Genomic DNA, 21,220 nt, shown 5'->3' on the forward strand with positions numbered 1-21,220 from the left:
CCGGATCACTCCTGCGGCTCCACCCCCGCGCGCCGCAGCCCGTAGGCGTAGGCGTCGTCGAGGGCCTGCCAGGAGGCGGCGATGACGTTCTCGGCGACGCCCACGGTGGACCATTCGCCGCGCTCGTCGCTCGTGGAGACCAGGACGCGGGTGGTCGAGCCCGTGCCCTGACTGCCTTCCAGGATGCGGACCTTGTAGTCGGTCAGCCGCAGGCCGGCCAGCTGGGGGTAGATGCGCTCCAGGGCGTGGCGCAGCGCGCGGTCGAGCGCGTCGACGGGGCCGTTGCCCTCGGCGGTCGCGACGATGCGCTCGCCCTTCGCCCACAGCTTCACGGTCGCCTCGTTGGCGTGGGTGCCGTCGGGGCGGTCCTCGGTGATCGCCCGCCAGGACTCGACGCGGTAGTAGCGGCGCGGCGTGCCGCCCTCGGCCTCGGCGCGCAGCAGGAGTTCGAAGGAGGCGTCGGCGGCCTCGTAGGTGTAGCCCTTGAGTTCGCGTTCCTTGACCCGCTCGACGATGCGGCCGATCAGTTCGCGGTCGCCGCCGAGGTCGATGCCCAGTTCCTTGCCCTTGAGCTCGACGGAGGCGCGGCCGGCCATGTCGGAGACGAGCATCCGCATGGTGTTGCCGACGCGTTCGGGGTCGATGTGCTGGTAGAGGTCCGGGTCGACCTTGATGGCGGAGGCGTGCAGCCCGGCCTTGTGGGCGAAGGCGGAGAGGCCCACGTACGGCTGGTGGGTGGCGGGGGTGAGGTTGACGACCTCGGCGATCGCGTGCGAGATCCGGGTCATCTCGGCGAGGGCGCCCGAAGGCAGCACGCTCCGGCCGTACTTGAGCTCCAGCGCGGCGACGACGGGGAAGAGATTGGCGTTGCCGACGCGTTCGCCGTAGCCGTTGGCGGTGCATTGCACATGGGTGGCCCCCGCGTCCACGGCGGCGAGGGTGTTGGCGACCGCGCAGCCGGTGTCGTCCTGGGCGTGGATGCCCAGCCGCGCGCCCGTGGCCTCGCGCACCGCGCGGACGACCTCGCCGACCTGCGCCGGCAGCATGCCGCCGTTGGTGTCGCACAGCACCACCACGTCGGCTCCGGCCTCGTGCGCGGTGCGCACGACCCGCAGGGCGTACTCGGGGTCGGCGCGGTAGCCGTCGAAGAAGTGCTCGCAGTCGACGAAGACGCGGCGGCCGTGCTCGCGCAGATGGCGCACGGTGTCGCGGACCATGGCGAGGTTCTCGTCGAGCGTGGTGCGCAGGGCGAGTTCGACGTGCCGGTCATGGGCCTTGGCGACCACGGTGATCACCGGGGCACCGGAGTCGAGCAGCGCCGCGACCTGCGGGTCGTTCTCGGCGCGGATCCCGGGTTTACGGGTGGCGCCGAAGGCGACGAGCCGGGCGTGCCGGAAGTCGATCTCCGTACGGGCCCGTTGGAAGAACTCGGTGTCGCGCGGATTGGCCCCGGGCCAGCCGCCCTCGATGAATCCGACCCCGAAGTCGTCCAGGTGGCGGGCGATGGTCAGCTTGTCCGCGACCGTGAGGTTGATGCCCTCGCGCTGCGCGCCGTCGCGCAGCGTGGTGTCGAAGACATGGAAGCTGTCGTCGGGGGCGTCGGGTGCGTCCGTCATGCTGCTGTGAACTCCTGTCGGGATCGCGGATACCGGAAAGGACCGGTAACTACCGGAAATTACCGGTGCCGCCGTCCCCGGGGGTCCCCGCGCGCCTGGCGTCCCCGGTTCAGGTGGGCCAGGAAACGCAAAAACCTCTCGCGGGTGCGAGAGGTCTGCGCGCGGGTCTGGGACGACGGTGTCCGCTTCGTACGGGTGGTACGAGGCGGTCACTGCGGACCGGCGCGCCTGCTGCCGATAATCATGGCCAGCGGGAACACAGGGCCATCCTGGCACGGTTCGTCCCCGCTGTGCCGCAAGGTCTCACGATGCGGGCACGCCGTCGCGCGCGGAGGATCCCCCGGTCCCGGCCCCGTCCGCCGTCCCGGACCGCTCCTGACCGCCGCCCACCCGCGTGAGGTCGATGTCACGGGTCTCGCGCATCGTGAGGTAGACCACGAGCGAGACCGCCGCGCAGCCCGCGACGTACCAGGAGAAGCCGGATTCCATACCGCTGTTCTTGAACCACAGCGCCACGTACTCGGCCGTGCCGCCGAACAGCGCGTTGGCGAGCGCGTACGGCAGCGCGACCCCGAGCGCGCGCACCCCGGTGGGGAACAGCTCCGCCTTCACGCACGCGTTGATCGAGGTGTAGCCGGTGACGACGAGCAGCGCCAGCAGGGACAGTCCCAGCGCCGGCCAGAACGAACCGGCGTGCTTCAGCAGCGCCATGATCGGCACGGTCAGGAAGGTCGAGCCGACGGCGAAGGTGATCAGCAGCGGGCGGCGGCCGATCCGGTCGGAGAGCGCGCCCGCGAGCGGCTGCAGGGCGGCGAAGACGAGCAGGGCGAAGAAGCTGACGAGGGTGGCGGTCTGCTTGGGCAGACCGGCGGTGTTGGAGAGGTACTTGGTGAGGTAGGTGGTGTACGTGTAGTAGGCGACCGTGCCGCCCATCGTCAGCGCGACGACGAGCAGTGCCTCCCGCTTGTGCCGCAGCAGCGCCCTGATCGTGCCGCGCTCACCGCGCTCGGCCCCGCTCCCGCCGTGCGCGTCCTCCGCGTTCTCCGCGTCCTCATAGACCTCCGTCTCCAGCATGTTCCGCCGCAGATAGAAGATGACGGCCGCGCCCAACGCCCCGACGGCGAACGGGATGCGCCAGCCCCAGCTGTGCAACTCGTCGCTGGAGAGGGTGTGCTGCAGCAGGATGAGCAGGCCCAGGCCCGCTATCTGCCCGGCGGTCATCGACACGTACTGGAAGCTGGAGGCGAAGCCGCGGCGGCCCGGGGCGGACGCCTCGGTCAGATAGGTGGCGCTCGCCGCGTACTCGCCGCCGACGGAAAGTCCTTGCAGCAGACGGGCGATGAGCAGGACGGCCACGCCGCCGTAGCCCGCGGTCGCGTAGGTCGGGGCGAGCGCGATGAGGATCGCGGACGCGGACATCAGGGTCACGGTCAGGGTGAGGGCCGCCTTGCGGCCGCGGCGGTCGCCGACCCGGCCGAGGAGCCAGCCGCCCACGGGGCGCATGAAGAAGCCGACGGCGAAGATACCGGCGGTGTTCATGAGCTTGGCGGTGTCGTTGCCGTCGGGGAAGAAGGAAGAGGCGAAGTAGGTGGCGAAGCTGGCATAGACGAACCAGTCGAACCACTCGACCATGTTGCCGGCCGAGCCGATCCAGATCTTCCGCCAGTGGTTCGGCTGCCGTGCTGCTCGCGCTTGCGGGTGTCCCATGGTCGTTCACCGTTGCCGGTGAGGGCCGTTCGGACAAGGTCCCGCGGATAACGATCACGTGTCCCCGGAGGGGTGCCCCCGGACGGGCCGCGTTCCCGGCCCGTCCGGTCGCGGAAAGGCTCAGCCCAGCCGGTGCATCCACCCGTGCGTGTCCTGCGCCGCCCCCGTCTGGATGTCCAGGAGCGCCTTGCGGAGCCTCATCGTGACCTCGCCCGGCTTGCCGTCGGCGACCGTCCAGTCGGCGCGCGTGGACTTGACCGAGCCGACGGGGGTGATGACGGCGGCGGTGCCGCAGGCGAAGACCTCGGTGAGGGTGCCGTCGGCGTTGCCGTTCTTCCAGTCGTCGACGGAGACGCGGCCCTCGGCCACCTCGTAGCCGAGGTCCTCGGCGATGCGCAGCAGGGAGGCGCGGGTGATGCCGGGGAGCAGGGAGCCGGACAGTTCGGGGGTGACGATGCGGGCGCCGCCGTCCTCGTCGCCGTAGACGAAGTACAGGTTCATGCCGCCCATTTCCTCGATCCAGCGGCGCTCGATGGCGTCCAGCCACACCACCTGGTCGCAGCCGTGCTCGGCCGCCTGGGCCTGGGCGACGAGGGAGGCGGCGTAGTTGCCGCCGGCCTTGGCGGCGCCGGTGCCGCCGGGGCAGGCGCGCACGTACTCCTCGGACAGCCACACCGAGACGGGCTTGACGCCGCCGGGGAAGTACGCACCGGCGGGCGAGGCGATGACGACGAAGAGGTACTCGTTGGCGGGGCGCACCCCGAGCCCGACCTCGGTCGCGATCATGAACGGCCGCAGATAGAGGGAGGCTTCGCCGGAGGAGGGCACCCACGCCTTGTCCTGGCGCACGAGCGCGTCGCAGGCCGCGACGAAGGTCTCGACGGGCAGTTCCGGCATGGCCAGGCGGCGCGCGGAGGCCTGGAAGCGCTTGGCGTTCTCCTCGGGGCGGAAGGTGGCGACGCCGCCGTCGGGCTGCCGGTACGCCTTGAGGCCCTCGAAGATCGTCTGCGCGTAGTGCAGGGTCATGTTGGCCGGGTCGACCGACAGCGGCGCGTACGGCACGAGCTGGGCGTCGTGCCAGCCCCGGCCCTCGGTCCACTTGATCGTCACCATGTGGTCGGTGAAGTGGCGGCCGAAGCCGGGGCTGGTCAGGATCCGCTCCCGCTCCGCATCCGCGAGGGGGTGCGAGGAGGGCTTGAGCTCGATCGTGGGCGTCGTCATGTGCGTGTCCTTCACCTTGGCGTGTGTCGGACCGCGAGCTCGTCGGCGCACCGGCGGCTGCCGGCGCGCCCGGGCTTCCCCCGTGTTCCGCGGCCCCACGTTCGATTATCGCGCGCGGACCGGGGGACGGAAATCGTGTGCGCGTAACAGTCCTGGTCAGCCCGCGGCCCGGGCGGCGAGCGCGTCTCCGGTCGCGTCCGTGGTCCGGGTCTTCCCGGTGCGCTCGGCGAGATCGGCGGCGACGGCCCGCTCGACGCGTACCGCTTCCGCCTCGTACCCGAGGTGGCGCAGCAGCAGGGCCACGGACAGGACGGTCGCCGTGGGGTCGGCCTTGCCGGTGCCGGCGATGTCGGGCGCCGAGCCGTGCACCGGCTCGAACATCGAGGGGAAGGCGCCGGCGGGGTTGATGTTGCCGGAGGCGGCGAGGCCGATGCCGCCGGTGACGGCGGCCGCGAGGTCGGTGAGGATGTCGCCGAAGAGGTTGTCGGTGACGATGACGTCGAAGCGCTCGGGCTGGGTGACGAAGAAGATCGTCGCGGCGTCGACGTGCAGATAGTCGGTGGTGACGTCGGGGTACTCGGCGCCGACGCGGTCGAAGACGCTCTTCCACAGCTGCCCCGCGTGCACCAGGACATTGGTCTTGTGCACGAGTGTGAGCCGCTTGCGGGGGCGGGAACGGGCGCGCTCGTAGGCATCGCGCACCACGCGCTCCACGCCGTACGCCGTGTTCACGCTCACCTCGGTGGCGACCTCGTGGGGGGTGCCGGTGCGCAGGGAGCCGCCGTTGCCGGTGTAGGGGCCCTCGGTGCCCTCGCGGACGACGACGAAGTCGATGTCGGGGCGGCCCGCGAGCGGGGTGGGGGTGTTGGGGAAGAGCTTGGAGGGGCGGAGGTTGACGTAGTGGTCGAAGGCGAAGCGGAGTTTGAGCAGCAGTCCGCGCTCCAGGACGCCCGAGGGCACGGAGGGGTCGCCGATCGCGCCGAGCAGGATCGCGTCGTGGTCCTTGAGCGAGTCGAGTTCGGCGTCGGGGAGGGTCTCGCCCGTCGCGTGCCAGCGCCTGGCGCCGAGGTCGTAGGGGCGGGTGTCGAGCTTGACGTCCGAAGGGAGCACGGCGCCAAGGACCTTGAGGCCCTGAGCGACGACTTCGGGGCCGATTCCGTCACCGGGGATCACTGCGAGGCGAATGCTGCGAGACATGACCGGACCGTACCGCCGCGTTCCGCTGAATGACACACACCGTCCACGATTCGGACAGATTGCCATCCGGTCAGGTCTCGTTCATTCAAAGTCCGTGTCGCAGTCGCCGATTCCTGGCACGTTGTGCCGCATGGACACACCACGGGTAGGCATTCCCGAGCACCTCGCGAGCCGCATGACCATGGCGGAGCAGCACGAGTACCTCCGCGCGCACCTGCCGCGGCGGCGCTTCACCCGGCGCGGCATGCTGCGCGCCGGCGCCGCGACGGCGGGCGCCGTGGCCGGCGCGGGGCTGCTGGGCGCGGCCCCGGGCGCGCTCGCGTTCACGCCCCCGCCGGGGCCGTCCGGCACCCCGGGCGCCTCACCCACCCTGCTGCCCTCCCCAGCCGCCGTGCAGGTGGACGGCCGGCACGTCGCGCCCTTCGGCCGGCACCTGGCCTTCGGCTCCGATCCGCGCACGCAGATGCGGATCTCCTGGCAGGTGCCGTTCGCGGTCCGCCGCCCGTACGTGCGCTTCGGCCTCAAGCCGTGGGAGCTGGGCCAGAAGGTCCCGGCGGAGGTGCGCGACCTGCACACCCCGGCGCTGTCGAAAAAACTCCCCGCCGTCGACCAGTTCTTCCTGCACGCGGCGCTGGGCGGGCTCAAGCCCGGGCAGACGTACTACTACGGTGTCGGCCACGACGGCTTCGACCCGGCCGATCCGCGCAACTTCTCGACCATAGGCACCTTCCGCACCGCCCCGGACCACGCGGAGCCCTTCGTCTTCACCGCGTTCGGCGACCAGGGCGTCAGCTATCACGCCCTGGCCAACGACCAGTTGATCCTCGGACAGAACCCGGTCTTCCATCTCCACGCGGGCGACATCTGCTACGCCGACGACAGCGGCGAGGGCCGCCCCACGGACGTCTACGACGCCCGCACCTGGGACTCGTTCCTGGCGCAGACCGAGTCGGTCGCCAAGAGCGTGCCGTGGATGGTCACCACCGGCAACCACGACATGGAGGCCTGGTACTCCCCCAACGGCTACGGCGGGCAGAGCGCCCGCTGGTCGCTGCCGGACAACGGCTTCGACCCGCGCACCTCACCGGGCGTGTACTCCTTCACGTACGGCAATGTCGGCGTCGTCGCGCTCGACGCGAACGACGTCAGCTACGAGATCACCGCCAACACCGGTTACTCCGGGGGCCGGCAGACGCGCTGGCTCGACCGGCGGCTCGGCGAGCTGCGGGCGCGCCGTGACATCGACTTCATCGTGGTCTTCTTCCACCACTGCGCCTTCTCCACGACGAACGGGCACGCCTCGGACGGCGGGGTGCGCGACGCGTGGGTGCCGCTGTTCGACAAGCACAAGGTCGATCTCGTCATCAACGGCCACAACCACGTCTACGAGCGCACGGACGCGCTGCGCGGACAGCGGGTCGGCAAGGAGCTGCCCATCGGCGAGAGCGCGGACTCCGCGAAGGACGGCATCGTCTACGTCACGGCCGGCGGCGCGGGCAAGTCGCTGTACGACTTCCCGGCCCCGGACAGCTACGAGGGGCACGTCGACGACGTCGACAGCGTCGAGACCTACCACTGGGACAAGAGCGGCAAGAAGGCCAAGGAGGAAGTGGAGTGGTCCCGGGTGCGCTACACCGGCTACTCCTTCCTCGCCGTGGAGGTGCGGCCGGGCCGCCACCCGAGGCTGCGGGTGACGGCGCTGGCGGAGAGCGGGGCGCGCGTCGACGCGTTCGAGATCACGCGCCCCGGGAAGTGAGCCGGGTGCGTGCCGCGGGCGGGCCCGGTGGCGGGCCCGCCCGGCTCAGTGGCCGGTGACTCCGCCGTTGTCGCGCCGGTCCAGCGCCCGCTGGAGCGCGGCGGCGGCGTTGGTCCGGTCCGCTTCACGGGCGGCGGCGTCGGTGGCGCGGGCGGAGCGGGGGGTGCGGCGTGCGCCGCGGACAGCGGTGTCGGCCATGACAGTCACGTCTCCTCAAGCTGGAAGTCCTGGTGATCGCGCGCGGGCACGGATCGGACGGCGGATCCCCGAGAAGGTCGGATGAGTGCCGGAAGAAGTGCGGGGCCGGGGGTGCGGCAGGGGTCACCTGCCCACGGGCACCTCGGCTCGGCCGCTGCCGCTCGATGGAGCGGACCGCTCGGCTCCCTCCACGCTAAAACAGCGGGGCCGTGCTGTCTGCTCGATTACTGGGACTTCCTACTATCTGAGACGGAGCCCACCCGGACAGCGCACCGCCCCCGTCCCGGCCGGTGGGCCGGGACGGGGGCGGAGTTCACCAGGAAGGTGCCGGTCAGCCCATGTGCGGGTAGCCGTAGTCGGTCGGCGGCACCAGGGTCTCCTTGATGGAACGGGAGGAGACCCAGCGCAGCAGGTTGGTCGCCGCGCCGGCCTTGTCGTTGGTGCCGGAGGCACGGCCGCCGCCGAAGGGCTGCTGGCCGACGACGGCGCCGGTGGACTTGTCGTTGATGTAGAAGTTGCCCGCGGCGAAGCGCAGCCTGTCCATCGTCGCGGCGACGGCGGCGCGGTCCTGGGCGATGACCGAGCCGGTCAGCGCGTACGCGGACACGGACTCCATCTGCTCCAGCATCGCGTCGTACTCGGCGTCCTCGTAGACGTGCACGGCGAGGACCGGGCCGAAGTACTCGGTGGTGAAGACCTCGTTGGCGGGGTCGGTGCACTCGATGACGGTCGGGCGCACGAAGTAGCCCACCGAGTCGTCGCAGCTGCCGCCGGCGACGATCGTGCAGCTCGGGTCGGCCTTGGCGCGGTCGATGGCGGCCTTGTTCTTGGCGAAGGCGCGCTCGTCGATGACGGCCCCGACGAAGTTCGACAGGTCGGTGACATCACCCATGGCGATGCCGTCGACCTCGGCCGCGAACTCCTCCTTGAAGCCGCTCTCCCACAGGGAGCGCGGAATGTAGGCGCGGGAGGTGGCCGAGCACTTCTGGCCCTGGAACTCGAAGGCGCCACGGGTCAGGGCGGTCTTCAGCACGGCGCGGTCGGCGCTGGGGTGGGCGACGACGAAGTCCTTGCCGCCGGTCTCGCCGACCAGCCGCGGGTACGAGCGGTACTTCTCGATGTTGGCGCCGACCGTCTTCCACAGGTACTGGAAGGTCCGGGTCGAGCCGGTGAAGTGGATACCGGCCAGCTCGGGGTGGTTCAGGGCGACTTCGGAGACGGCGACGCCGTCACCGGTCACCAGGTTGATCACGCCCTTGGGCAGGCCGGCCTCCTCCAGCAGCTGCATGAGCAGCACCGCGGAGTGGGTCTGCGTCGGGGACGGCTTCCACACCACGACGTTGCCCATGAGCGCGGGCGCGGTCGGCAGATTGCCCGCGATCGCCGTGAAGTTGAACGGCGTGATCGCGTAGACGAAGCCCTCCAGCGGGCGGTGGTCGCTGCGGTTCCACACGCCGGCGGAGTTGGCGGGCGGCTGCTCGGCGAGGATCTGGCGCGCGAAGTGCACGTTGAAGCGCCAGAAGTCGACGAGCTCGCAGGGGGTGTCGATCTCGGCCTGCTGGGCGGTCTTGGACTGGCCGAGCATGGTGGAGGCGGCCAGCGTCTCGCGCCAGGGGCCCGACAGCAGTTCGGCGGCGCGCAGGAAGATCGCGGCGCGGTCGTCGAAGGACAGGGCGCGCCAGGCCGGGGCGGCGGCGAGCGCGGCGTCGATGGCGTCCTTCGCGTCCGCCTGCGTGGCGTTGCGGTAGGTGCCGAGCACGGCGGCGTGGCGGTGCGGCTGGACGACCTGGAAGGGCTCGCCGCCGCCCATGCGCTTCTCGCCGCCGATGGTCATCGGCAGGTCGACCGGGTTGCCGGCCAGCTCCTTGAGCCTGGCCTCCAGCCGGGCGCGCTCCGGGCTGCCGGGGGCGTAGCCGTGCACCGGCTCGTTCACCGGGGCGGGGACCTGGGTCACAGCGTCCATGGCCGTGTCTCCTTCTCGTGTTCCGGGGGCGGATGGGGGTGGGATCGTGGGGCCGCGGGTCAGCCGCGGGTGGCCAGGGACCTCAGGAAGAAGGTCAGGTTGGCCGGGCGCTCCGCGAGGCGGCGCATGAAGTAGCCGTACCAGTCGGTGCCGTAGGGGATGTACACGCGCATCCGGTGGCCGTCGGCGACGAGCCGCTGCTGTTCGGCCTCGCGGATGCCGTACAGCATCTGGAACTCGTACTCGTCCGGCTTGCGCTCGCCGCGCCGGGCGAGCTCCTGGGCGATGGCGACCATGCGCGGGTCGTGCGAGCCGATCATGGGGTAACCCTTGCCCGCCATGAGGATCTTCAGGCAGCGGACGTACGCGAGGTCGACCTCGCGCTTGTCCTGGAAGGCCACGGACGCGGGCTCCTTGTACGCGCCCTTGACCAGCCGCACGCGGGAGCCTTCCCCGGCGAGCCGGTGGCAGTCCTCCTCGGTGCGGAAGAGGTAGGACTGCAGCACCGCGCCCGTCCGCGGGAACCTCTCGCGCAGCTCCGCCAGGATCGCGAGCGTGGAGTCGACCGTGGTGTGGTCCTCCATGTCCAGTGTGACGGTGGTGCCGGCCTCGGTGGCGGCCTCGACGACCGGGGTGACATTGGCCAGGGCCAGGTCGTGGCCGCCGGGCAGCGCCTGCCCGAACGCGGACAGCTTCACCGACATCTCGGCGCGCGCGCCCAGGCCCATGGTCTTCAGGGCCTCGGCCAGCGCCAGGTAGGCGTCGCGGGTGCGCAGTGCCTCACTGGCGTCGGTGATGTCCTCGCCGAGGTGGTCGAGGGTCACCTCCAGGCCGCGCTCGGTGAGGGCCCGTACGACGGCCATGGACTCCTCCAGGGCCTCGCCGGCGATGAAGCGGTCGACCACCGGGCGGGTGAGCGGGGCGGCCGAGACGATACGGCGGATGGCATCGCTGCGCGAGGCGGCGAGCAGCACGGGACCCAGCACGGGCACCTCCACGATGACGGCCGTCCGCGCAGGGGGGACGGCGTAAGTGACTCATCGTGAAACCTAGAGATCACCCCGATCCTCGGCCATCGACAGCTGTCACGCATCCGTGGCCGAGATCTCAGACAGATGTATGACAATGGTGCCCGGCGCATACGACGCATACGCACGACGGCACGGGACCGCACTCCCCCGGGCGGCACAGCCGTTTTCGTGACCTGGCCGATCCGGCCCCGGAAGGGAGAGCGGTACCTCATGCGCGGCGACTACCAGCAGTTCGTGGACGAGATATCGGCGGCGCTCGGCGCGCCCGCGACCCTGGAGGACCGGGACTTCGTCCTGATCGCCTTCGGCGCGCACGGCGGGGACGACGACCTGGAGCCGGCGATGGACCCGGTGCGGACCCGGTCGATCCTGCGGCGCCGTTCGACGGCCGCGGTACGGGCGTGGTTCGAGGCGTTCGGGATCGCCCGGGCGCAGGCGCCGCTGCGGATCCCGCCGGATCCGGCGGCGGGGGTCTTCACGGGGCGGATCTGTCTGCCGGTGCGCCACCGGGGCGTGGTGCACGGCTATGTGTGGCTGCTGGACGACGAGCACCTGGCGGGCCTGGACCTGGCCGTGCCGTACGCGGACCCGCGCCTGGCGCAGGCCATGGAGACCGCCGACCGGATCGGGGCGCTGCTGGCGGCCGAGGGCCGCGCGGGCGCCGAACTCGGGGAGCTGCTGCGGGAGGCGCTGACCGGCCGTCCCGCCGGGCGGGACGCGGCGCGCGGCGCGCTGCGCGAGGCGCTGGGTCCCTCGGCGGACGGGCCGACGGCGCTGGTCGCGGTGGTCCCGTGGTGGCCGGCGGGCGAGAGCGGGGACGAGGAGGGGACCTCGTCCTCCCTGGCCGCGCAGTCCGGGGTGGCCGCGCTGTGCACGGTCACGGACGCGCTGCCGGACGGCTCGCCCGCGCTGGCCGCGCTGGTCCGGCTGCGGGCGCTGTCCTCGCCGGCCCCGGCCCGTACGGCCGCCGACCGGCTGCTGCGCTCGCCGCGCGCGGGCGGCCCGTCTCCCGCCGCGCGGGCCACGGCCGGGCTCGGCACCCCGCGCCGGGGGCTGGTGGAGCTCGCCGACGCCTGGCGCGAGGCCCTCGCGGCGGCGCGGGCGGCGGGCGCGCAGGCCCGGCTGGGCCCGGTCGCCCAGTGGTCGGGCATCGGCCCGTACCGGGTGCTCTCCGCGCTCCCCCGGGACGCCGCGGCCGACACGGCCGTACGTCCGCTGCTCGCCCCCACCCACACCGAACTGGCCCGTACCGCCGAGGTGTTCCTCGACTGCGCGGGCCAGGCCGGGCGGACGGCGGCCGCGCTCGGCATCCACCGGCAGACCCTCTACTACCGGCTGTCGCGGGTCGAGCAGCTCACGGGCCTGGACCTGGACGAGGGCGAGGACCGTCTGCTGCTGCACATGGCGCTGAAGGCGGCGCGGCTGTAGCCGGCGCGGTGTGCCGGTGTCAGTCCTCCTCCACGGTGATCGCCTGTACGGGGCAGGCGCGCGCGGCCTCCTTGACGAGCGGGTCGCCCGCGCCGTCCTCCTTGCCCTCGATGACCTGGCCGAAGCCGTCGTCGTCCTGGGTGAAGACGCCGGGGGCGGTCAGGGCGCACTGCCCGGAGCCGATGCAGATATCGGTATCGATGCTGACGTGAACGCTGTGCTTGGTGCTCATGGAGTGGTTCCGTTCTCGGTCGGTGGCGGCCGGGGCGTCCGTGGCGGCCGGGGCGCCGGCGGTCACCAGGTGACGGGGAGCTCGTAGACGCCCTGGAGGGTGTCGCCCGGCTTGACGGGGATCTTCTCCGGGGCAACGGCCAGCCGCAGCCCGGGGATACGGTCGAAGAGGGTGCCCAGCGCGATCTCCAGCTCGGCGCGGGCGAGGTTCTGGCCCAGGCACTGGTGCACGCCGTAGCCGAAGGCGACGTGGTGCCGGGCGGAGCGGGTGACGTCGAGGGCTTCGGCGCGCGCGTAGGCGGCCTCGTCCCGGTTGATGAGCGAGGCGCTGAAAGCCACGCCGTCGCCCGCGCGCACCGTCCGTCCGGCGATCTCGATGTCCTCGGTGGCCACCCGCATCAGCCCGTCCGCGATCGACAGATAGCGCAGCAGTTCCTCGACGGCACCCGGCAGCAGGCCGCGGTCGGCCCGCAAGGCGGCCAGTTCGCGCGGGTGCTGGAGCAGCGTGAACATCCCGAGGGAGATCATGTTGGACGTGGTCTCATGTCCCGCGACGAGCAACAGCAGGGCCATCATGACCAGTTCGTCGCGGTCCAGGTGTCCGTCGGCGAGCTGTTCGGCGATGAGCCCGTCGAGCAGGCCGTCCCCCGGTTCGGCCCGCTTGCGCTCCACGAGTCCGTGCAGATACTCGCGCAGCGCGTCGCGGGCGGCGACGGCGTCGTCGGCGGTCTTCGCGGAGAGCAGCGCGCGGGACTTCGCCTCGAAGAACTCGTGGTCGTCGTAGGGCACGCCGAGCAGTTCGCAGATCACCGTGGACGGCACCGGCAGCGCGAACGCCGACACCAGCTCCGCTCCCGGCCCCTTGGCCAGCATGTCGTCGACGAGCCGGTCCACGATCTCCTGGATCCGCGGCCGCATCGCGTTGACGCGCTTGACACCGAACTGGGAGATCAACATCCGCCGCTGGCGGGCGTGTTCGGGGTCGTCCACGCCGAGCAGCGGCAGGACGACCTCCGACTGCCGTTCCGCGCGCGGCGCCAGCACGGGGAAGGCCGGGTCGCGCCGGTCCGCCGAGAGCCGCTTGTCGGCCAGCAGCTCCCGCGCCTCGGCGTGGCCCGTCACCAGCCACACGCGACGCCCGTCGTACAGCGTCACGGGCGCGAGCGGCCCGTCGGCCGCGATCGCCTCGTAGCCCTCCGGTGGCCGGTACGGACAGGTACGGTCGCGCGGGAACCCGGGGGCCGGGGTGGGGGTGGGCGCGGCGAGAGAGGTTCCGGTTTCGGGCATGGGTCACCTTCCGGACGCTCGGACTGATGGTATGTACAGCCGTTGTGTCCAGTCCACGGGCATGTGCCGATTTCCGCCATGTACGGTTCGGCCATCTTCGTGACGGTGGCCGGAATGCGAGGGTGGAATCCGGCCGGGGCCCGGCCCCGCGACGGGAGCCGACGCGCCGCGCGGACCGCGGCTCAACACCCCACCCGCGCCACATGCACCGCCAGCCCGTCCAGCAGCCTCTCCATCCCGAACTCGAACATCACATCGCACGTCAGATCCGCCCCGAAGCCCGCTCCCCCCTCCCCCAGGTCCGCCGCCACCCCGCGGACGAAGCCGCTGACCGTCGCCCCGATCGACAGCAGCGCGGGGGCCTGGAGGCCCAGACGGACCAGGGGGGCGGTGCCCCACTCCCACTGCTCCAGCAGACGCGGGGGGAGCGGGGGGCGGGTGACGGGCAGGGCGCGCGGCAGCCACGGGTGGCGGCGGCACAGCGCCCACTGGTGACGGGCCATGGCCTCCAGACGGGAGCGCCAGCCGCCGGGCGCGTGGTCGGGGACGCCCGCTTCGGCGAGCACCGTGTCCACCATCAGGGAGACCAGCTGCGCCTTCCCCGGTACCGCGCGGTACAACGCCACGGTGGACACCCCGAGTTCGGCGGCGACGGAGCGCATGGAGACGGCGGCCCCGCCCGCCTTGTCGGCGATGCCGACGGCGGTGCGGACGACGCGGCCCGGGGTGAGCACGGCCCCGGCGGGCGGGCCGTCGCGGCGGCGCCGGGCGGCCGCCCGCAGGCCGGGCGCGTCCACGACCGTACCGACGCCCGGTAACGCCCGTACGAGCCCTTCCTGGCGCAGGACCGCGAGGACCTTCGTGGCGGTGGCGGTGGCGACGCCCCACTCCTGGCTGATCCGCCTGGTCGAGGGGACCCGTTCGCCGGCGCGCAGCTCGCCCGAGGCGATACGGGCCCGCAGTTCGGCGGCGATCCTGAGGTAGGGCGGCGGGGTCGCGGACCGTTCCGGTGCACCCATGTCCACCAAATTAGCCCTGCGGGCCCGGCCCGGGACGGGCGCGGAAACGCATCCTTAGCGCCGGGTATACGCTCCCCGGATCACCACCCCAAGGGATCGACCCCTGAGCGAAGAGGCACCACATGGCACAGGCCCCGACCGCGATACGCACCGCAGTCATGGCGGCGACGGGCGCCGCTCTCGCGCTCGCCCTCACGGCGTGCGGCGGCGGCTCCGGCGACGACGCGAAGAAGGACGGCGCGGGTGACGCGCAGAGCGCCCTCAAGGAGACCGCGCGCAAGACCGCCCAGCAGAACGCGTACCGCACCGAGCGCGTCCGCACCGACAACAAGGGCGAGGTCCGCGCCGCGTACGCCTTCCAGCGCAAGCCGGAACTCGCGCAGCGGCGGACCTCGGGTCCGGCGGCCGGCACCACCGACGAGGCGATCACCACCCAGGACGCGCTCTACTCCCGCAACCAGAGCCTCCCCGAGGGCAAATGGCTCAGGACCGACGCCCGCCCGCAGGGCGACGGCAAACCCGCGGACGGCGAGCGGCAGAACACCGCCCAGGGCGATCTGCCCGTGCTGCTCGGCGTGCTCGCCACGGCCAAGGACGTGGCGAAGACCGGCGACGAGAAGGTGGGCGGGCAGAGCGCCGCGCACTACCGGGGCTCCGTCGTCCTCAACGAACTCGCGCAGTACCAGGGCGACGCCCTCCAGGAGCAGCCGCGCGACCTGTACGTCAAGCAGCGCGACGAGGCCGGTCTGGAGAAGGTCGGCATCGACGTGTGGATCGGCGAGGACGGACTCGCCGTCAAGTCCCAGGAGACGGGCACCGGTTCCAAGGGGGAGGTCAGGCTGACCGAGGAGTACTCCGGCTACGGCGCCGACCCGAAGATCCAGGTCCCGGCCGCCGGGGACGTCCTGACGTCCGAGCAGTACCTCCAGCTCCAGATCGAGAAGGCCGCGGGCCAGCGCAAGCGCTGATCCCACGCAGGCGTCGACCCGGCCCGTCGGCGGTCCGGGCCCGGTCGCACCGCCACCCGGCCCGGACCGCCCGGAGCCTTCAGTCCGTCAGGTTCACCGCGCGCGCCGACGCCGCCCCGATCTCCTGCGCGATCTCCGCGAGGACCGGTGCCGGAATCGACTCGTCCACCGTCAGCGCCACGAGCGCCTCGCCGCCCTCCACCGCGCGCGAGACCTGCATGCCCGCGATGTTGATGCCGGCCTCGCCGAGGACCCGGCCGATGGTGCCGACGACGCCGGGCCGGTCCTCGTAGCGCAGGAAGGCCATGTGGTCGGCGAGCGCGAGGTCCACGGAGTTCTCCCCGACGGCCACGATCTTCTGCAGGTGCCGGGGGCCGACGAGGGTGCCGGAGATGGAGACCTCGTCGCCGCCCGCGAGGGTGCCGCGCACGGTGACCACATTGCGGTGCTCGTTCGCCTCGGAGCTGGTGGTCAGCCGGACCTCGACGCCGCGCTCCTGCGCGAACAGGGGGGCGTTGACGTAGGAGACGGTCTCGTCGACGACATCCTCGAACACGCCCTTGAGGGCGGAGAGTTCGAGGACCTTCACATCGTGCTGGGTGAGCTCGCCGTAGACCTCGACGTCGAGCCGGACCGCGACCTCGCCCGCGAGCGCGGTGAAGATCCGGCCGAGCTTCTCGGCCAGCGGCAGGGCCGGCTTGACGTCCTCGGCGATGACGCCGCCCTGGACATTGACCGCGTCCGGCACCAGCTCGCCGGCGAGCGCGAGACGGACGGACCTGGCGACGGCGATGCCGGCCTTCTCCTGGGCCTCACCGGTGGAGGCGCCCAGGTGCGGGGTGGCGACGACGCTGTCGAACTCGAAGAGCGGGGAGTCCGTGCAGGGCTCCGAGGCGTAGACGTCCAGGCCGGCGCCCGCGACGCGGCCCTCCTTCAGCGCGGCGGCCAGGGCCGCCTCGTCCACGATGCCGCCGCGCGCGGCGTTGACGATCCGCACCGTGGGCTTGACCTTGTGCAGCGCCTCGTCACCGATCAGGCCGATGGTCTCGGGGGTCTTGGGCAGGTGCACGGTGATGAAGTCGGCGGCCTGGAGCAGCTCGTCGAGGGAGAGGAGCTTGACGCCCATCTGCGCGGCGCGCGCGGGCTGCACGTACGGGTCGTAGGCGACGATCTTCATGCCGAACGCGGACATGCGCTGCGCGACGAGCACACCGATGCGGCCGAGGCCGACGACGCCCAGGGTCTTCTCCGACAGCTCGACACCGGTGTACTTCGAGCGCTTCCACTCGCCGTTCTTCAGCGCGGAGTTGGCCTGCGGGATGTTGCGGGCGGTGGCGATGAGCAGTCCGCAGGCGAGCTCGGCGGCGGTGACGATATTGGAGGTCGGGGCGTTGACGACCATGACGCCGGCCTTGGTGGCCGCGGAGACGTCGACATTGTCCAGACCGACGCCGGCGCGGGCGACGACCTTCAGCCCCTTCGCGGCGTTGATCGCCTCGGCGTCGACGCGGGTCGCCGAACGCACCAGCACGGCGTCGACCCCGGCGAGCGCGGGCAGCAGCTCCGCGCGGTCCGCGCCGTTGCAGTGGCGGATCTCGAAGTCCGGCCCGAGGGCGTCGACCGTGGCCGGGGAGAGCTCCTCGGCGATGAGGACGACGGGCTTGCGGGGCGAATCAGCAGTGCTCACGGGACCTCACTAGTCCTGGGCAGACGGCCGTCCCGACGGCCGAAGGCGCGGTGAAGAGGGCAGCCGCGTGGAGACGCACGACGCTGTGAGCCTGACGCGTTGTTGCTCCGCAGCAGTGTATCCGGGCTCACGCCGCCGCCGGGTGCCGATCCGTAAGGCTCACCCTCCGGCGCCTGTACGCGGTGGACAACGGCGGTGCGCGGGCCCCGGGGTGCGTACACCCCGGGGCCCGCGCACCGCGTGCGGGGTCACTGCTGGTCGTCGACCCAGCTCATCAGCTTGCGCAGCTTCTTGCCGGTGGTCTCCAGCAGGTGGTTCTCGTCGGCCTTCTTGTACTCGTTGTACTGGGGCAGGCCGGCCTCGTACTCCTTCATCCAGTTCTTGGCGAAGGTGCCGTCCTGGATCTCGGCGAGGACCTTCTTCATCTCGGCCTTGGTGGCGTCGTTGACGATGCGCGGGCCGGTGACGTAGTCGCCCCACTCGGCGGTCTCGGAGACCGACCAGCGCATCTTCTCCAGGCCGCCCTCGTACATCAGGTCCACGATGAGCTTGAGCTCGTGGAGGCACTCGAAGTAGGCGATCTCCGGCTGGTAGCCGGCCTCGACGAGGGTCTCGAAGCCCGCCTTGACCAGGGCGGAGGCGCCACCGCACAGCACCGCCTGCTCGCCGAAGAGGTCGGTCTCGGTCTCCTCGGTGAAGGTGGTCTTGATGACGCCGGCGCGGGTGCCGCCGATGGCCTTGGCGTAGGAGAGGGCCAGGGCGAAGGCGCTGCCCGAGGCGTCCTGCTCGACGGCCGCGATACAGGGGACACCGCGGCCCTCCTCGTACTGGCGGCGCACGAGGTGGCCCGGGCCCTTGGGGGCGACCATGCACACATCGACACCGGCCGGGGGCTTGATGAAGCCGAAACGGATGTTGAAGCCGTGCCCGAAGAACAGGGCGTCGCCGTCCTTGAGGTGGTCCTTGACGGACTCCTCGTAGACCTTGGCCTGGATCGGGTCGGGAACGAGCATCATGATGACGTCGGCCTCGGCGGCGGCCTCGGCGGGGGTGACCACGCGCAGCCCCTGCTCCTCGGCCTTCACCCGCGACGTGGAGCCCTCGGGCAGGCCCACGCGGACGTCGACGCCCGAGTCGCGCAGGGACAGCGCGTGGGCGTGGCCCTGGCTGCCGTAGCCGAGGACCGCGACCTTGCGGCCCTGGATGACGGAAAGGTCTGCGTCGTTGTCGTAGAACAGCTCGGCGGCCACTGCGTTATCTCCTTGATTCCGGTTTTCCGGTGGTACGTGCCCACCGTATGTCGGTGGGCCGGGGGGTGGCTTACGGGTCCCGTGTCCGGGGACGGTTCAGGCCGTACGGTCCAGGGCGCGCAGGCTGCGGTCGGTGATGGACCGGGCGCCGCGTCCTATGGCGATCGTGCCGGACTGCACGAGCTCCTTGATGCCGAACGGTTCCAGCATCCTGAGCATCGCGCCGAGTTTGTCGCTGCCGCCGGTGGCCTCGATGGTGACGGCCTCGGGCGAGACGTCGACGGTCTTGGCGCGGAACAGCTGGACGATCTCGACGATCTGGGAGCGGGTCTCGTTGTCGGCGCGGACCTTCACGAGGACGAGTTCGCGGTGGATCGCGCTGCTGTCCTCCAACTCCACGATCTTCAGCACGTTGACGAGTTTGTTGAGCTGCTTGGTGACCTGTTCCAGGGGCAGCGTCTCGACGTTGACGACGATGGTGATGCGGGAGATGTCGGGGTGCTCGGTGACACCGACGGCGAGCGAGTCGATGTTGAAGCCCCGGCGCGAGAACAGGGAGGCGATCCGGGCCAGGATGCCGGGGGTGTTCTCCACCAGGACGGAGAGCGTGTGCTTGGTCATGGGTGTTCCTGCTTCCTCTCCGCCTGCTCTTACTCGTCCTCGCTGTCGCCGAAGTCGGGGCGCACGCCCCGTGCGGCGAGGATCTCGTCGTTGGAGGTGCCGGCGGCGACCATCGGCCAGACCATGGCGTCCTGGTGGACGACGAAGTCGACGACGACGGGGCGGTCGTCGATCGCGTTGGCCTGCTCGATGACCGCGTCGAGTTCGGCCGGGTCCTCGCAGCGCAGGCCCACGCAGCCCATGGCCTCGGCGAGTTTCACGAAGTCGGGGACGCGGGTGCCCTGGCACCGGCCGCCGGTGCCGGGGGCCTCGTGCAGATCGGTGTTGGAGTAGCGCTGGTTGTAGAAGAGGGTCTGCCACTGGCGGACCATGCCCAGCGCCCCGTTGTTGATGACCGCGACCTTGATGGGGATGTTGTTGAGCGCGCAGGTGACGAGCTCCTGGTTGGTCATCTGGAAGCAGCCGTCGCCGTCGATGGCCCACACCGTGCGGCCGGGGGCGCCGGCCTTGGCGCCCATCGCGGCGGGCACGGCGTAGCCCATCGTGCCGGCGCCGCCGGAGTTGAGCCAGGTGGCGGGGCGCTCGTGGCCGATGAAGTGGGCGGCCCACATCTGGTGCTGGCCGACGCCGGCGGCGTAGATCGTGTCCTTCGGGGCGAGTTGGCCGATGCGCTGGATGACCTGCTGCGGGGCGAGGCTGCCGTCCTCGGGCCTGTCGTAGCCCAGCGGGTAGGTCTCGCGCCAGCGGTTCAGATCGCGCCACCAGTTCGCGTAGTCGGGCTGGTGGCCCTCGGCGAACTCGGCCTGCAGCGCGACGATCAGGTCGGCGACGACCTCGCGGGCGTCGCCGACGATCGGCACGTCCGCGGCGCGGTTCTTGCCGATCTCGGCGGGGTCGATATCGGCGTGGACGATCTTGGCGTACGGGGCGAAGGAGTCGAGTCTGCCGGTGACGCGGTCGTCGAAGCGGGCGCCGAGGGCGACGATCAGGTCGGCCTTCTGCAGGGCGGTGACGGCCGCGACGGAGCCGTGCATGCCGGGCATGCCCAGGTGCTGCGGGTGGCTGTCGGGGAAGGCGCCGAGCGCCATCAGCGTGGTGGTCACGGGCGCGCCGGTGAGCTCGGCGAGGACCTTCAACTCGGCGGTGGCGCGGGCCTTGAGGACCCCGCCGCCGACGTAGAGCACGGGGCGGGCGGCCTGGGCGATCAGGCGGGCGGCCTCGCGGATCTGCTTGGCGTGCGGTTTGGTGACCGGGCGGTAGCCGGGCAGGTCGGCCTGCGGGGGCCAGCTGAAGACCGTCCGCGCCTGCAGGGCGTCCTTGGAGATGTCGACGAGGACGGGGCCGGGGCGGCCGGTGGAGGCGACGTGGAAGGCCTCGGCGATGGTGCGGGGGATCTCGGCGGGGTCGGTCACCAGCCAGTTGTGCTTGGTGATCGGCATGGTGATGCCGCAGATGTCCGCCTCCTGGAAGGCGTCCGTGCCGATCGACGGGGAGGGGACCTGTCCGGTGATGGCGACCAGCGGGACGGAGTCCATGTGGGCGTCGGCGATGGGCGTGACGAGGTTGGTCGCGCCGGGGCCCGAAGTGGCCATGCACACCCCGACCTTGCCGGTGGCCTGGGCGTAGCCGGTGGCCGCGTGTCCGGCGCCCTGCTCGTGGCGGACGAGGACGTGGCGGACCTTCGCGGAGTCCATCATCGGGTCGTAGGCGGGGAGGATCGCACCGCCCGGGATACCGAAGACGATCTCGGCGCCGACCTCCTCCAGCGAGCGGATGAGGGACTGCGCGCCCGTGACGTGCTCGACGATCGCGGGCTGCTGCTGGTGCTGCTGCGGCGCGCCGCTGCGGGCCCGCGGCTGCGGATGGTGGGCCCCGGTGGCCTGCTCGGTCATCGACATTCTCTTCTCGAAGTACTCGACGGAATCGACGGTTTCGGCGGAATCAGCGGAATCGGCGGTTTCGGAGGGAGTGATTCGTGGTGGTCTGCGCGGTTGTGCGGGGTTTCGATGCAACAAAAAACCCCTCGTGCCGTGAGGCAAG

17 protein-coding genes are annotated in these 21,220 nt (G+C 71.6%); 3 read left to right on the forward strand and 14 right to left on the reverse strand.

Annotated features, from left to right (window positions below; all coding sequences use genetic code 11):
- Positions 1 to 5: 5 nt before the first annotated feature.
- The 4 genes from cimA to ACFP1Z_RS13665 form a co-directional block, all read right to left on the reverse strand.
- Positions 6 to 1,616: a citramalate synthase gene (gene cimA / locus ACFP1Z_RS13650; protein WP_390316438.1), complete on the reverse strand. Its 1,611-nt coding sequence runs from the start codon at positions 1,614 to 1,616 to the stop codon at positions 6 to 8.
- A gap of 303 nt (positions 1,617 to 1,919) precedes the next feature.
- Positions 1,920 to 3,323: an MFS transporter gene (locus ACFP1Z_RS13655; protein ID WP_390316439.1), complete on the reverse strand. Its 1,404-nt coding sequence runs from the start codon at positions 3,321 to 3,323 to the stop codon at positions 1,920 to 1,922.
- Positions 3,324 to 3,443: 120 nt separating this feature from the next.
- The gene (locus tag ACFP1Z_RS13660) at positions 3,444 to 4,544 is read right to left on the reverse strand and encodes a branched-chain amino acid aminotransferase (RefSeq protein WP_390316440.1); all 1,101 of its coding nucleotides are present in this window, start codon (positions 4,542 to 4,544) and stop codon (positions 3,444 to 3,446) included.
- Positions 4,545 to 4,700: 156 nt separating this feature from the next.
- Positions 4,701 to 5,741: a 3-isopropylmalate dehydrogenase gene (locus ACFP1Z_RS13665; protein ID WP_390316441.1), complete on the reverse strand. Its 1,041-nt coding sequence runs from the start codon at positions 5,739 to 5,741 to the stop codon at positions 4,701 to 4,703.
- Between the two features lie 130 nt (positions 5,742 to 5,871).
- Here ACFP1Z_RS13665 and ACFP1Z_RS13670 point away from each other — a divergent pair, with 130 nt between their 5' ends.
- Complete coding sequence (locus ACFP1Z_RS13670) at positions 5,872 to 7,497, forward strand: purple acid phosphatase family protein (RefSeq protein ID WP_390316443.1); 1,626 nt, start codon at positions 5,872 to 5,874, stop codon at positions 7,495 to 7,497.
- A 45-nt stretch (positions 7,498 to 7,542) separates the two neighbouring features.
- Here the strand turns inward: ACFP1Z_RS13670 and ACFP1Z_RS13675 are convergent, their stop codons facing one another.
- From ACFP1Z_RS13675 to ACFP1Z_RS13685, 3 genes are all read right to left on the reverse strand, one after another.
- Complete coding sequence (locus ACFP1Z_RS13675) at positions 7,543 to 7,695, reverse strand: hypothetical protein (protein WP_390316444.1); 153 nt, start codon at positions 7,693 to 7,695, stop codon at positions 7,543 to 7,545.
- A 331-nt stretch (positions 7,696 to 8,026) separates the two neighbouring features.
- Positions 8,027 to 9,658, reverse strand: coding sequence for an L-glutamate gamma-semialdehyde dehydrogenase (gene pruA / locus ACFP1Z_RS13680; protein WP_390316445.1), 1,632 nt, complete (start codon positions 9,656 to 9,658; stop codon positions 8,027 to 8,029).
- Between the two features lie 59 nt (positions 9,659 to 9,717).
- A complete protein-coding gene (locus tag ACFP1Z_RS13685) occupies positions 9,718 to 10,644 on the reverse strand; it encodes a proline dehydrogenase family protein (protein WP_390316446.1) in 927 nt (308 codons plus the stop codon).
- 255 nt (positions 10,645 to 10,899) lie between these two features.
- On the opposite strand from ACFP1Z_RS13685, the gene ACFP1Z_RS13690 reads away from it, so the two are divergent.
- Positions 10,900 to 12,117, forward strand: a complete 1,218-nt coding sequence (locus ACFP1Z_RS13690; RefSeq protein ID WP_390316688.1) for a PucR family transcriptional regulator — start codon at positions 10,900 to 10,902, stop codon at positions 12,115 to 12,117.
- A gap of 19 nt (positions 12,118 to 12,136) precedes the next feature.
- Here the strand turns inward: ACFP1Z_RS13690 and ACFP1Z_RS13695 are convergent, their stop codons facing one another.
- The 3 genes from ACFP1Z_RS13695 to ACFP1Z_RS13705 form a co-directional block, all read right to left on the reverse strand.
- On the reverse strand, positions 12,137 to 12,349 hold the full coding sequence (locus tag ACFP1Z_RS13695) for a ferredoxin (protein WP_390316447.1): 213 nt from the start codon (positions 12,347 to 12,349) through the stop codon (positions 12,137 to 12,139).
- Positions 12,350 to 12,411: 62 nt separating this feature from the next.
- Positions 12,412 to 13,635: a cytochrome P450 gene (locus ACFP1Z_RS13700; RefSeq protein WP_390316448.1), complete on the reverse strand. Its 1,224-nt coding sequence runs from the start codon at positions 13,633 to 13,635 to the stop codon at positions 12,412 to 12,414.
- Between the two features lie 182 nt (positions 13,636 to 13,817).
- Entirely contained in the window at positions 13,818 to 14,654 is an 837-nt protein-coding gene (locus tag ACFP1Z_RS13705) for a GntR family transcriptional regulator (protein WP_390316449.1), read from the reverse strand.
- Between the two features lie 122 nt (positions 14,655 to 14,776).
- On the opposite strand from ACFP1Z_RS13705, the gene ACFP1Z_RS13710 reads away from it, so the two are divergent.
- On the forward strand, positions 14,777 to 15,622 hold the full coding sequence (locus ACFP1Z_RS13710; protein WP_390316450.1) for an SCO4651 family lipoprotein: 846 nt from the start codon (positions 14,777 to 14,779) through the stop codon (positions 15,620 to 15,622).
- Between the two features lie 79 nt (positions 15,623 to 15,701).
- Here ACFP1Z_RS13710 and serA read toward each other — a convergent pair whose 3' ends face one another.
- The 4 genes from serA to ACFP1Z_RS13730 all read right to left on the reverse strand — a co-directional run bounded on the left by serA (position 15,702) and on the right by ACFP1Z_RS13730 (position 21,078).
- Positions 15,702 to 17,309, reverse strand: a complete 1,608-nt coding sequence (gene serA / locus ACFP1Z_RS13715; RefSeq protein WP_390316451.1) for a phosphoglycerate dehydrogenase — start codon at positions 17,307 to 17,309, stop codon at positions 15,702 to 15,704.
- Positions 17,310 to 17,557: 248 nt separating this feature from the next.
- Positions 17,558 to 18,559: a ketol-acid reductoisomerase gene (gene ilvC / locus ACFP1Z_RS13720; protein ID WP_390316452.1), complete on the reverse strand. Its 1,002-nt coding sequence runs from the start codon at positions 18,557 to 18,559 to the stop codon at positions 17,558 to 17,560.
- Positions 18,560 to 18,655: 96 nt separating this feature from the next.
- Positions 18,656 to 19,180: an acetolactate synthase small subunit gene (ilvN, locus tag ACFP1Z_RS13725; RefSeq protein ID WP_390316453.1), complete on the reverse strand. Its 525-nt coding sequence runs from the start codon at positions 19,178 to 19,180 to the stop codon at positions 18,656 to 18,658.
- Between the two features lie 29 nt (positions 19,181 to 19,209).
- Entirely contained in the window at positions 19,210 to 21,078 is a 1,869-nt protein-coding gene (locus ACFP1Z_RS13730) for an acetolactate synthase large subunit (RefSeq protein ID WP_390316454.1), read from the reverse strand.
- Positions 21,079 to 21,220: the final 142 nt, after the last annotated feature.

Source organism: Streptomyces gamaensis (assembly GCF_042656465.1).
Classification (GTDB): domain Bacteria; phylum Actinomycetota; class Actinomycetes; order Streptomycetales; family Streptomycetaceae; genus Streptomyces; species Streptomyces gamaensis.

Excerpts from the sequence above, each read along its gene's own strand:
- cimA (WP_390316438.1), bottom strand. The coding sequence starts at position 1,616 with ATGACGGACGCACCCGACGCCCCCGACGACAGCTTCCATGTCTTCGAC.
- ACFP1Z_RS13655 (WP_390316439.1), bottom strand. The coding sequence starts at position 3,323 with ATGGGACACCCGCAAGCGCGAGCAGCACGGCAGCCGAACCACTGGCGG.
- ACFP1Z_RS13660 (WP_390316440.1), bottom strand. The coding sequence starts at position 4,544 with ATGACGACGCCCACGATCGAGCTCAAGCCCTCCTCGCACCCCCTCGCG.
- ACFP1Z_RS13665 (WP_390316441.1), bottom strand. The coding sequence starts at position 5,741 with ATGTCTCGCAGCATTCGCCTCGCAGTGATCCCCGGTGACGGAATCGGC.
- ACFP1Z_RS13670 (WP_390316443.1), top strand. The coding sequence starts at position 5,872 with ATGGACACACCACGGGTAGGCATTCCCGAGCACCTCGCGAGCCGCATG.
- ACFP1Z_RS13675 (WP_390316444.1), bottom strand. The coding sequence starts at position 7,695 with ATGGCCGACACCGCTGTCCGCGGCGCACGCCGCACCCCCCGCTCCGCC.
- pruA (WP_390316445.1), bottom strand. The coding sequence starts at position 9,658 with ATGGACGCTGTGACCCAGGTCCCCGCCCCGGTGAACGAGCCGGTGCAC.
- ACFP1Z_RS13690 (WP_390316688.1), top strand. The coding sequence starts at position 10,900 with ATGCGCGGCGACTACCAGCAGTTCGTGGACGAGATATCGGCGGCGCTC.
- ACFP1Z_RS13695 (WP_390316447.1), bottom strand. The coding sequence starts at position 12,349 with ATGAGCACCAAGCACAGCGTTCACGTCAGCATCGATACCGATATCTGC.
- ACFP1Z_RS13700 (WP_390316448.1), bottom strand. The coding sequence starts at position 13,635 with ATGCCCGAAACCGGAACCTCTCTCGCCGCGCCCACCCCCACCCCGGCC.
- ACFP1Z_RS13705 (WP_390316449.1), bottom strand. The coding sequence starts at position 14,654 with ATGGGTGCACCGGAACGGTCCGCGACCCCGCCGCCCTACCTCAGGATC.
- ACFP1Z_RS13710 (WP_390316450.1), top strand. The coding sequence starts at position 14,777 with ATGGCACAGGCCCCGACCGCGATACGCACCGCAGTCATGGCGGCGACG.
- ilvN (WP_390316453.1), bottom strand. The coding sequence starts at position 19,180 with ATGACCAAGCACACGCTCTCCGTCCTGGTGGAGAACACCCCCGGCATC.
- ACFP1Z_RS13730 (WP_390316454.1), bottom strand. The coding sequence starts at position 21,078 with ATGTCGATGACCGAGCAGGCCACCGGGGCCCACCATCCGCAGCCGCGG.